Annotated in this window: 2 protein-coding genes; both read right to left on the bottom strand. The window is 74.7% G+C overall.

What is annotated here, in order from left to right; genetic code table 11:
• Positions 1-1,985: type I polyketide synthase (locus tag K7B10_RS40090; protein ID WP_372481592.1), on the bottom strand; the 1,985-nt coding region annotated here is incomplete at its 3' end.
• A gap of 28 nt (positions 1,986-2,013) precedes the next feature.
• Positions 2,014-12,696: a type I polyketide synthase gene (locus K7B10_RS40085; protein ID WP_229345909.1), complete on the bottom strand. Its 10,683-nt coding sequence runs from the start codon at positions 12,694-12,696 to the stop codon at positions 2,014-2,016.
• Positions 12,697-12,699: the final 3 nt, after the last annotated feature.

Raw genomic sequence — 12,699 nt, 5'->3', positions numbered from 1 at the left:
TCCTCCAGCGAGAGGACCCCGGCCACGTGGGCGGCGGTGATCTCGCCGATGGAGTGACCGGCCAGGAAGTCGGGCCGCACGCCCCAGGACTCGACCAGGCGGAAGAGCGCGGTCTCGATCGCGAAGAGCGCGGGCTGCGTGTAGGCGGTGCTGTTCAGCAGCACCTCGTCCTCGGCGGACTCACCCCACATCACCTCGTACAGAGGGGTGTCCAAGTGCACGTCCAGCGCACTGACCACCGCATCCAGGGCCTGCGCGAACACCGGGAACGCGCCGTGCAGCTCACGCCCCATCCCCAGCCGCTGCGCACCCTGACCCGTGAACAGGAAGGCCGACTTGCCCTCCCTTACCTGCCCCTGCACGACCGCGGCGGACGTGCCGCCCTCGGCGAGGGCGGTCAGACCGGAGAGGAGCTCTTCGCGGTTCTCGCCGAGGACGACGGCCCGCTCGCCCAGCCGGGCGCGCCGGGTGGCCAGTGCGCGGCCGGTGACCGCGAGGTCGGCGTCGTCCAGGCTCTCCAGGTGTGTGATCAGCCGCGCCGCCTGCGCCCGCAGCGCCTGCGCCGTCCGGCCGGACAGCGCCCACGGCACCAGCCCCGGCACGAAGGCGGGGGCGGTGTCCTGCGGCTCGGTCTCCGGCCCCGCCTCCGTCTCGGCGGGCGCGGGCGCCTCCTCGACGATGACGTGGGCGTTGGTGCCGCTGAGGCCGAAGGAGGAGATGCCGGCGCGGCGCGGGCGCTCACCGGCCGGCCAGGCGACCGGCTCGGTGAGCAGCTTGACGTTGCCGGCCGTCCAGTCGACGTGCGGGGTCGGCTCGTCGATGTGGAGGGTCTTGGGCAGGACGCCGTGGTGGATCGCCTGCACCATCTTGATGACGCCGGCGACGCCGGCCGCGGCCTGGGTGTGGCCGAGGTTGGACTTCAGCGAGCCGAGCCACAGCGGCTTGTCCTCGTCGCGGTCCTGCCCGTAGGTGGCGAGCAGCGCCTGCGCCTCGATGGGGTCGCCGAGGGTGGTGCCCGTGCCGTGCGCCTCCACGACGTCGACGTCGGCCGTCGTGAGGCCGGCGTTCTCGAGCGCGCTGCGGATCACGCGGCGCTGCGAGGGGCCGTTGGGCGCGGTGAGGCCGTTGCTGGCGCCGTCCTGGTTGACGGCGGAGCCGCGCAGGACGGCCAGGACCTGGTGGCCGTTGCGGCGGGCGTCGGAGAGGCGCTCCAGCAGGAGCACGCCGACGCCTTCCGACCAGCCGGTGCCGTCGGTGGCGGCGGCGAAGGACTTGCAGCGGCCGTCCTTGGCGAGGCCGCGCTGGCGGCTGAACTCGACGAAGACCTCGGGGGTGGACATGACGGCGACGCCGCCGGCCAGGGCGAGGGTGCACTCCCCCGCCCGCAGGGCCTGGGCCGCGAGGTGCATGGCGACGAGGGAGGAGGAGCAGGCGGTGTCGAGGGTCACGGACGGGCCCTCGAAGCCGAAGGCGTACGAGACGCGGCCGGAGGCGATGGAGCCGGTCGCGCTGTTGTACGCGTAGTCGTGGTACATCATCCCGGAGTAGACGCCGGTCCGGCTGCCCTTGAGGGTGTGCGGGTCGATGCCGGCCCGCTCGAAGACCTCCCAGGAGGCCTCCAGCAGCAGGCGCTGCTGCGGGTCCATGATCAGCGCCTCGTTGGGGCTGATCGAGAAGAGGGCGGGGTCGAAGCGGTCCGCGTCGTGCAGGAACCCGCCCTTGTTGACGTACGTGGTGTCGGGGCGCTCGCCCTCGGGGTCGTACAGGCCCTCGACGTCCCAGCCCCGGTTGACCGGGAACTCCGAGACGCCGTCGCGTCCCTCGTCGACGAGCTGCCACAGGCTCTCGGGGGAATCGACCCCGCCCGGGAAACGGCAGCTCATGGCGACGATGGCGATCGGCTCGCGCGCGGCGGCCGACAGGTTGCGGTTCTGCGTCCGCAGCCGGGCGGTCTCCTTCATGGACGCCCGGAGCGCGTCGAGCAGCTTCTGGTCAGAATTGGACATCGGCTTCTCACATTCCCTGTATCGCGTCGTCCAGCCCGAGACCGTCGAGCGCCATGTTGATCAGACTCTCGGCGTCCATGTCGTCGATCGCCTCTTCCTCCGCGGCGACCGCCTTGGACTCCGTGGTTTCCGTACGTCCGTCGGCGAGTTCGAGGAGCGTGTCCACGAGGCCCAGTTCGCGCAGGCGGGCCATGGGGACGGTCTGCAGCAGGCGACGGATCCTGCCCTCGTCGGAGTCGGGGTCGCCGACGTCGCCGGTCCCCCCGCTCCCGTCCCTCGGCCGCAGCTCCTCGGCGAAGTACTCGGCGAGCGCCTGGGAGTTCGGGTAGTCGAAGACGAGGGTGGCCGGCAGTCGCAGCCCGGTGGCCTCGGCGAGGCTGTTGCGGAACTCGACGGCGGACAGCGAATCGAAGCCGAGCTCCTTGAACTCGCGGCTCTTGCCGATGGACGCCGCTCCCGAGTGGCCGAGGATCGCGGCCGCGTGGGTCCGTACGAGGTCGACCAGCTCGTCCGTCCGGGCGGCCTCCGCCAGCCCGGCCATCCTGCGGCGGAACGCCGTCACGTCGACGGTGGAGCCGGAGTCCGCGCGGCGGCGGGAGCGGGCGGGCACCAGGCTCCGGAACAGGTCCGGGAGGTCGGTGGCGCTCCGCATCGCCTTCGTGTTCAGCAGGATCGTCACGAGCGCGGGTGCGCCGAGGGCGTGGGCCGCGTCGAACACCTCGGTGCCCGCGCCGGCCGACAGCGACTCGATGCCGATCCGGCTCATGCGGCCGCTGTCGGCGGCGGCCAGCTCGCCGGCCATGCCGCCGCCGGCCTCCTGCGCCGCCCACGGTCCCCAGGCGAGGGACTGGGCGGGCAGGCCCTGTGCGTGCCGGTGCGCGGCGAGGGCGTCGAGGAAGGCGTTGGCGGCCGCGTAGTTGGCCTGGCCCGGGTTGCCGAGGACGCCGGCGACCGAGGAGAAGAGGATGAACGCGGCCAGGTCCAGGCCCGCGGTCAGCTCGTGCAGGTGCAGGGCGGCGTCGACCTTGGGGCGCAGGACCGCGCTCACGCGCTCCGGCGTCAGCGAGCCGAGGACGCCGTCGTCCAGGACACCGGCCATGTGGATCACGCCGGTGAGCGGGTGGGCGGCCGGGACGGCCGCCAGGAGGGCGGCGAGGGCCTCGCGGTCGGAGGTGTCGCACGCGGCGATCTCCACCTCGGCGCCGAGCGCGGAGAGTTCCGCGACGAGTTCGGCCGTGCCCTCGGCCGCCGGGCCGCGGCGGCTGGTCAGCAGCAGGCGGCTCACACCGCGCTCGGTGATCAGGTGCCGGGCGAAGAGGCGGCCCAGCATGCCCGTACCGCCGGTGATCAGCACCGTGCCGTCGGCGGCGAACTCCGCGGGCTCGGCGGTGGGGGCCTGCGCCGCCGCCCGTACGAGGCGCGGGGCGAGGACGGCTGCAGACCGTACGGCGGTCTGCGGTTCGCCGGAGGCGACCGCGAGGGCGACGTCCTCGAAGTCCGCGACGTCCGCGGAGCCCGGTGCGGCCGCGTCGGCCGCGTCCGTGTCGAGGAGGACGACGCGGCCGGGGTTCTCCGACTGCGCGGTCTTCACCAGGCCCCAGACGGCGGCGCCGGCCAGGTCGGTCACGTTCTCGTCCGCCACCGCGACCGCGCCGCGGGTCCGGACGACGAGCGTCGAGCCCTCGAAGCGCTCGTCGGCCAGCCAGTCCCGGAGTACCTCCAGGGCCTGGCCGACGGCGGCGTGCACGGCGGCCGCGTCGGAACCGGCGGGCGCGTCCCAGACGACGGTGTCCGCGACGGTGCCTTCGCCGGTCGACCGCCACGGGGCCACGGACCGGTCGTCGGCCGCAGCGGGCTGCGACTGCGGCTGCGGCTGCGGCTGCGGCTGCGGCTGCCAGTCGATGCGGAACAGGGCGTCCCGGACCACCGAACGGCCGGCGCCGGCCGGCTGGCCGGCCGCCAGCGGGCGCAGCATCAGCGAGGCGAGCGAGGCCACGGGGACCCCGGAGGCGTCCGCGAGGTCGACCGCGACCGAGCCCTCGCCGCGGGCGGAGACCCGTACGCGCAGGCTGGACGCACCCTCGGCGGCGAGCGAGACCCCGGACAGGGCGAACGGCAGGGCGGCCTCCCCGCCGGTCACGCCGGACAGCGCGACCGGGTGCAGCGCGGCGTCGAGCAGCGCGGGGTGCAGGCCGTAGCCGTCGGGCTCCACGCCGTCGGGCAGGGCGACCTCGGCGTAGACGTCGTCGCCGGAGCGCCAGGCGGCCCGCACGCCCTGGAACACGGGACCGTAGGCCAGGCCGGCCTCGGCCACGTCGGCGTAGAACCCGTCGAGGTCGACCGGTTCGGCGCCGGCGGGCGGCCATGCCGTCGCGTCGAAGGGGCGTACGGGCTCGGCGGCCTCCTCGGCGAGCGTGCCCACCGCGTGCCGCACCCACGGGAGGTCCTCGTCCTCGCCGCGCGCGTGGAAGGTGACCGGGCGCCGGCCCGACCCGTCGGGGGCTCCCACCGCGACCCGCACGGCGACTCCGCCGTGCGGCGGGAGCACCAGCGGCGCCTCCAGCGTCAGTTCGTCCACGGCCGGGCAGCCGATCCGGTCGCCCGCCTGGACGGCCAGTTCGATGAAGCCGGTACCGGGGAACAGGACGGTCTCGCCGACCTTGTGGTCGGCCAGCCAGGGCTGGGCGGAGAGCGCGAGGCGGCCGGTGAGGACGATCCCGTCCGTCTCGGGCGCGGAGATCACCGCGCCGAGCAGCGGGTGGTCGACCGTGGAGAGGCCGAGGGAGGTGGCGTCGCCGCCCGCCTGTCCGCCCTGGATCCAGAACCGGCGGCGCTGGAAGGCGTACGTCGGCAGGTCGACGCGGCGGGCGCCGGTGCCGGCGTAGAAGGCCTGCCAGTCGATGCGCGTGCCGGTGGTGTGCAGGCGGGCCAGTGCGGCGAGCAGGGTGCGCGGCTCGGGCCGGTTCTTGCGCAGGAGCGGCTCGACGACGATGTCCCGGCCGTCCGGGGTCGTGCCGGTCAGGGCCGACAGGATGGCGTCGGGGCCCAGCTCGACGAAGCGGGTGACGCCCTGGCCGTGCAGGTACGAGACGGTGTCGGCGAAGCGGACGGCCTCGCGCAGGTGGCGGGTCCAGTAGTCCGGGGTGCCCCAGTCCTCGCTGATCTCGCCGTGGACGCCGGAGACGACGGGGATCTTCGGCTGGTGGTAGGTGACGTTCTCGGCGACGAGGTGGAACTCGGCGAGGACCGGGTCCATCAGCGGCGAGTGGAAGGCGTGCGAGACGCGCAGCCGGGTCGTCTTGCGGCCCAGTGCGGTGAAGACGGCGGTGATCTCCTCGACCGCGTCCTCGGCGCCGGAGACGACCAGGGAGCGCGGGCTGTTGACGGCGGCGATGCCGGCGGTGTCGGTCAGGTGCGGCAGGACCTCTTCCTCCGTGGCCTCGACGGCGGCCATGGCCCCGCCCGCGGGCAGTGCCTGCATCAGGCGGCCGCGGGCCGCGACGAGACGGGCCGCGTCCTGAAGGGAGAGCACGCCGGCCGCGTGGGCGGCGGTGATCTCGCCGATGGAGTGCCCGGCCAGGAAGGACGGGCGGACGCCCCAGGACTCGACGAGCCGGTACAGGGCCGTCTCGACGGCGAAGAGGGCGGGCTGGGTGTAGGCGGTGCTGTTCAGCAGCGCCTCGTCCTCGGCGGACCCGCCCCACATCACCTCGTACAGCGGGGTGTCGAGGTAGGTGTCGAGGGCGGCGACGACCTCGTCGAGGGCGGCGGCGAAGACCGGGAAGGCGGCGTGCAGTTCCCGGCCCATGCCCGGGCGCTGGGCTCCCTGGCCGGTGAACAGGAAGGCGGACTTGCCGTCCCGTACGGTGCCTTGGACCACACCCGCCGTCGTCGAGCCCTCGGCCAGCGAGGCGAGTCCGGCGAGCAGTTCCTCGCGGTTCCCGGCGATCACCGCGGCGCGGTGGTCGTGGGGGGTGCGGAAGGTGGCCGTCGCGTGGCCGAGGTCGGTCAGGGAGAGCTCCGTGTCCTGGCCGGCCCGCGTCCGCAGGCGTTCGGCCTGCTCTGCGAGGGCCTGCGGGCTGCGGGCCGACAGTACGACCGGTACGAGGGGCAGTTCGCGGTGCTCGCCGGCCGGCGCCGTGGCGTCGGCGGGGGCCTCTTCGAGGATGACGTGGGCGTTGGTGCCGCTGAGGCCGAAGGAGGAGATGCCCGCGCGGCGCGGGCGGCCGGCCCGGGCGGGCCAGGCGACCGGCTCCTGGAGCAGCCTGACGTTGCCCGCCTCCCAGTCGACGACCGGGGTGGGCTCGTCCACGTGGAGGGTCTTCGGCATCAGGCCGTGGCGCAGGGCCTGGACCATCTTGATGACGCCGCCGACGCCGGCCGCGGCCTGGGCGTGGCCGATGTTCGACTTGAGGGAGCCGAGCCACAGCGGCTCGTCCTCGGCGCGGCCCTGGCCGTAGGTGGCGAGGACGGCCTGGGCCTCGATCGGGTCGCCGAGGGTGGTGCCGGTACCGTGCGCCTCGACGACGTCGACGTCGGCGGTGGTCAGTCCGGCGCCTTCCAGGGCGGCGCGGATGACGCGCTGCTGGGAGGGGCCGTTGGGGGCGGTGAGCCCGTTGGAGGCACCGTCCTGGTTGACGGCGGAGCCGCGTACGACGGCCAGGACCCGGTGGCCGTTGGCGCGGGCGTCCGAGAGCCGCTCGACGACGAGCACGCCGACGCCCTCCGACCAGGCGGCGCCGTCGGCGGCGCCCGCGAAGGACTTGCAGCGGCCGTCCCTGGCCATGCCCTTCTGGCGGCTGAACTCGACGAAGACCTCGGGGTCGGACATCACGGTGACGCCGCCGGCCAGGGCCAGGGTGCACTCGCCGGAGCGCAGCGCCTGGACGGCCAGGTGCAGGGAGACGAGGGAGGAGGAGCAGGCGGTGTCGACCGTCATGGACGGGCCTTCGACGCCGAGGACGTAGGAGACCCGGCCCGAGGCGATGCCGCCCGTGGACGCGTTGTGCGCGTAGTCGTGGTACATCATCCCGGAGTAGACGCCCGTCCGGCTGCCCTTGAGGGTGCGCGGGTCGATGCCGGCGTCCTCGAAGGCCTCCCAGGAGGCCTCCAGCAGCAGGCGCTGCTGCGGATCCATGATCAGCGCCTCGTTGGGGCTGATGCCGAAGAAGTCGGGGTCGAAGTCGCCCGCGTCGTACAGGAATCCGCCCTGGGCCACGTAACTGGTGTCGGGGCGGGCGCCGGTCGGGTCGTAGATGCGGGCCAGGTCCCAGCCGCGGTCGGTCGGGAAGCCGGAGATCGCGTCGACGCCGTCGGCGACGGCCTGCCACAGGCCGGCGGGAGAGGTGATGCCGCCGGGGAAGCGGCAGGCCATGCCGACGATGGCGACGAGTTCGTCGTCGGCGGCCTCGGCCGCGGCCTTGCGGGCGGCGGGCCGCGTGGCGGCCGGCAGGCCGGACACCTCGGTGAGCAGGTGGCGGGCGAGGCCCAGCGGGTTCGGGTAGTCGAAGACGACGGTGGCGGGCAGGCGCAGGCCGGTGGCCTCGGCGAGGCCGTTGCGGAACTCGACGGCGCGCAGGGAGTCGAAGCCGAGCTCCTTGAACGCCCGCTCCGGTTCGATGGCCTGGGTGGAGCTGAAGCCCAGTACGTCGGCGACCTGGCGCAGCACCAGCTCGACGAGCACCTCCTCGCGGTCGGCCTCGGGAAGGGAGGCCAGCCGCTGCTGGAGTGCGCCGGCCTCGATCTTGCCGCCGGCCTTGCGACGGGCGGTGACCGGGGCGAGGGAGCGGAACACCTCGCGGGCGCTCGCGCCCTGGGCGCGGATCGCGCCGAGGTCCAGCTTGACGGGGACCAGCGTGGCGTCGCCCGCGGCGCGCGCGGCGTCGAAGAGGGCGACGCCCTCGTCGGAGGAGATCGGGTAGACGCCGCCCTGCGAGATGCGGGAGCGCTCGGCGTCCGTGAGGGCGCCGGTCATGCCGCTGGCCTCGCCCCAGAAGCCCCAGGCGAGGGACTGGGCGGGCAGGCCGGCCGCCCGCCGGTGGGCGGCGAGGCCGTCCAGGAAGGCGTTGGCGGCGGCGTAGTTGGCCTGACCGGGGTTGCCGAAGATCCCGGCGACGGAGGAGAAGAGCACGAAGGCGGCGAGGTCGGCGCCGGCGGTGAGCTCGTGCAGGTTGAGGGCCGCGTCGACCTTGGGGCGCAGGACGGAGTCGACGCGCTCGGGGGTGAGCGAGCCGAGGACGCCGTCGTCGAGGACGCCGGCGAGGTGGATGACCCCGGTGAGGGGGTGTTCTGCCGGTACGGCGGCCAGGAGGGCGGCCAGCGCGTCACGGTCGGCGGCGTCGCAGGCGGCGATCTCGACGTGCGCGCCCAGTTCCGTGAGCTCGGCGGCGAGTTCGGCGGCGCCTTCGGCGTCGGGGCCGCTCCGGCTCGTGAGCAGCAGGCGGCGGACGCCCTGCCCGGTGATCAGGTGCCGGGCGAAGAGCCGGCCCAGCATGCCCGTGCCGCCGGTGAGCAGGACGGTGCCGTCCTCGGCGAACCGCGGTGCCTCGCCGGCGTCGTCGTCGTCGTCGGCGGCGGCGGCGGCGCAGCGGACCAGGCGGGGCGCGTGGGCGACTCCGTCGCGGACGGCGATCTGGGACTCGCCGGCGGCGTACGCGGTGAGCACGTCGGCCTCGGTGGCGGCGTCGGCGAGGACGATGCGGCCGGGGTTCTCGGACTGGGCCGACTTGACCAGGCCCCATACGGTGGCGCCGGCCAGGTCGGTGACGTCCTCGCCGGTGCGGGCGGCGACGGCGCCGCTCGTACGGACGACCAGCACCGATCCGGCGTACCGCTCGTCGGCGAGCCACTCCTGGGCGACGGCGAGGGCGGCGTGCGCGGCGGTGCGGGCGGCCTCGGCGCCGGCGGCGGCGGCCGGGGCGTCCCACACGACCACGTCGGCGGGTTCGCCGCCTTCGGACCTCGCCGCGTCCCACGTCGTGAGCGATGCCTCGGCGGGGGCCGCCGGGAGGGCCTGCCACTCGACGCGGAACAGGGCGTCCCGGGTGAGGGAGCGCTCCTGGGCGAGCCGGTCGTCGGTGAGGGGCCGCAGGACGAGGGAGTCCACGGAGGCGACGGGCTGGCCGGCGGAGTCGGCCAGGTCGACGGCGACCTCGCCCTCCCCGAGCGCGCTGACCCGGACGCGGACGGCGGTGGCGCCCTCGGCCACGAGGGTGACCCCGGACCAGGCGAACGGCAGGGCCGCCCCGTCGCCGGTGACGCCGGTCAGCGCCACGGTGTGCAGGGCCGCGTCGAGCAGCGCCGGGTGGAGTCCGTACGCGGAGCCGTCGGCGGCGTCGGGCAGGGCGGCCTCGGCGTACAGGTCCTCGCCGAGGCGCCAGGCCGCGGTCAGGCCCCGGAACACGGGCCCGTAATTCAGGCCCTCCGCGGCGACGTTCTCGTAGAACCCGCCGAGGTCCACGGGCTCGGCGCCGGCGGGCGGCCACACGCTGGTGTCGAAGGGGCGGGCGGGGGCGGCGGCGGTGCCGAGGGCACCGACCGCGTGCCGGGTCCAGGACAGGGCGGCGTCCTCGCCGCGGGAGTGGACGCTCACGGTCCGGCGGCCGGCCGGGTCCGGGGCGTCGACGGTGACCCGTACGGCGACTCCGCCGCGCGCGGGCAGCACCAGCGGGGCCTCCAGGGTCAGTTCCTCGACGGTGGTGCAGCCGGCCCGGTCGCCGGCCAGGACGGCCAGTTCGACGAAGCCGGTGCCGGGGAAGAAGACCTGGTCGCCGACGCGGTGGTCGGCGAGCCAGCCGTGGGTGGCGGTGGAGAGGCGGCCGGTCAGCGTGAAGCCCTCGCTGTCGGGCGCGGTGACGACGGCGCCGAGCAGCGGGTGGCCGGCCGGGTCGAGGCCGGCGGCCTCGACGTCGCCCGCGGCGGCGGGGGCCGGCGCCCAGTAGTGCTCGCGCTGGAAGGCGTACGTCGGCAGCTCGACGGGGCGGGCGGGGGCCGCGCCGTGGAAGAGGCTCCAGTCGACGGGCGCGCCCGCGACCCAGGCCTCGGCGAGCGAGGTGGCGAACCGCTCGATGCCGCCTTCGCCGCGGCGCAGCGAGCCGACGGGCGCGGCGCTGACACCGACGGCGGAGACGGTCTCGGCGAGGCCGACGAGCAGGCCGGGGTGCGGGCTGGCCTCGACGAAGACGGTGAAGCCGTCGTCGAGGAGGGCGCGGGTGGTCTCCTCGAAGAGGACGGTCTGGCGCAGGTTGCGGTACCAGTAGTCGGCGTCGAGGGTGGCGGTGTCGACGGGGGCGCCGACGACGGTGGAGTAGAAGGAGACGTCGGCGGAGCGCGGGGTCACGCCGGCGAGGGCGGCACGGACCTCGTCGCGGATCTCCTCGACGAAGACGGAGTGCGAGGCGTAGTCGACGGGGATCTTGCGGGCCTGGACCCCTTCCGCCTCCAGGTGCGCGTACAGCTCGTCGAGGTTCTCCGGGTGGCCGCAGACGACGACCGAGGTGGGGCTGTTGACGACGGCGAGCTGGAGGCGGTCGTCCCAGCGGGCGATGAGCTCGCGGACCTCGGCGGAGGGCAGGCGTACGGACATCATGCCGCCGCGGCCGGCCAGCCCGGTCCGGATGATCTTGCTGCGGAGGGCGACGACGCGGGCTCCGTCCTCCAGGGAGAGGGCGCCGGCGACGGTGGCCGCCGCGATCTCGCCCTGGGAGTGGCCGACGACCGCGGCGGGCTGCACGCCGAAGGAGCGCCACAGCTCGGCGAGCGAGACCATGACGGCCCACAGCACCGGCTGGACCACGTCGACCTCGTCGTAGGTCGGGGCGCCGGGCTCACCGCGTACGACGTCGATGAGGTTCCAGTCGGTGAACTCGGCGAGGGCCTCGGCGCACTGCCGCATCCGCTCGGCGAACACCGGGGAGGAGTCGAGCAGTTCGACGGCCATGCCGATCCACTGCGAGCCCTGGCCGGGGAAGACGAACGCGACCTGCGGGGAGCCGGAGGCCGTGCCGCGGACCAGGTGCGGGGCCTTGCCGCCGTCGGCGAGGGCGTCGAGCCCGGCCAGCAGGACGTCCCGGTCGGCGCCGAGGACGACGGCGCGGTGGTCGAAGGCGGTGCGGCGGGTGATCAGGGCGTGGCCGATGTCGCGCGGGTCCTCGCCGGCGCCCTGCTCGCGGACGAAGGACGCCAGCTTGGCGGCCTGTCCGCGCAGGGCCTGGGCGCCGCGCGCGGAGACCACGTACGGCAGGACCGGGGAGGCGACGGCCGGGGCCGCGGGGGTCTCGGGGACTTCCTCCGGAGCGGCCGGCTCCGGCGCCTCCTGGAGGATGACGTGGGCGTTGGTGCCGCTCAGGCCGAACGCGGAGACGCCCGCGGTACGCGCGTGGTCCTCGGCCTTCGGCCAGGGCAGGGCTTCGGTCAGCAGCTCGACGTGGCCGGCGTTCCAGTCGACGTGGCTGGAGGGTTCGGAGACGTGCAGGGTGCGCGGCATCAGGCCGTTGCGCATCGCCATGACGGTCTTGATGACGCCGCCGACGCCGGCCGCGCCCTGGGCGTGGCCGATGTTCGACTTGAACGAGCCGAGCCGCAGCGGCCGCTCGGCGCTGTGGTCCTGTCCGTAGGTGGCGAGCAGGGCCTGGGCCTCGATCGGGTCGCCGAGGGTGGTGCCGGTGCCGTGGGCCTCGACGAGGTCGACGTGGGCGCCGGGGATCTGGGCGTTGGCGAGGGCCTGGCGGATCACCTTCTGCTGGGCGGGGCCGTTGGGCGCGGTCAGCCCGTTCGAGGCGCCGTCCTGGTTGATGGCCGAGCCCTGGATGACCGCGAGGACCTCGTGGCCGTTGCGGCGGGCGTCGGAGAGGCGCTCCAGGAGGATGACGGCGGCGCCCTCGGCCCAGCCGGTGCCGTCGGCCGTGTCGGAGAACGCCTTGCAGCGCCCGTCGGGGGACAGGCCCTTCTGCTTGCTGAACGCGACGAACGGGGACGCCGTCGACATGATCATCACACCGCCGGCCAGGGCGAGCTTGCACTCGTTCTGGCGCAGCGCCTGCGCGGCCAGGTGGATGGCCACCAGGGAGGAGGAGCAGGCGGTGTCGACGGTGAAGGCGGGACCTTCCAGCCCCAGGGTGTAGGAGACGCGGCCCGAGATGACGGACGAGGCGCGGGAGGTCGCCATGAACGCCTCGACGGCCTCCGGGACGCCTTCCTCGTAGTCGCCGTAGTCCTGGATGCCCGAGCCCATGTAGACGCCGACCTGGCTGCCCCGCAGGGTCTGCGGGTCGATGCCGGCGCGCTCGAAGGCCTCCCAGGCCACCTCGAGGGTGAGCCGCTGCTGCGGGTCGGTGCCCTCGGCCTCCAGCGGGCTGAGCCCGAAGAACCCGGGGTCGAACATGCCGGCGTTCTCCAGGAAGCCGCCCTGGTGGACGTAGCTCGACCCGGGGGCGTCGGGGTTCGGGTCCATCAGGGCCTCGAGGTCCCAGCCGCGGTCGGTGGGCATGCCCGCCACGGCGTCGCGGCCCTCGGCCACCAGCTGCCACAGCTCTTCCGGCGTGGTGATCCCGCCGGGGAAGCGGCAGCTCATGGCCACGATCGCGATCGGCTCCCGCGTCTGAGCCTCGACGTCCTGGAGCCGCTGCCGGGTCTGGTGCAGATCGGCCGTGACTTTCTTCAGGTAGTCGAGGATCTTCTCGTCATTTGCCATGTC

This window comes from Streptomyces flavotricini (genome assembly GCF_020639365.1).
GTDB classification, from domain to species: Bacteria; Actinomycetota; Actinomycetes; order Streptomycetales; family Streptomycetaceae; genus Streptomyces; species Streptomyces flavotricini.
Note: the sequence above shows the minus strand (reverse complement) of the source record. Positions and strands in the feature narration are given on the sequence as shown.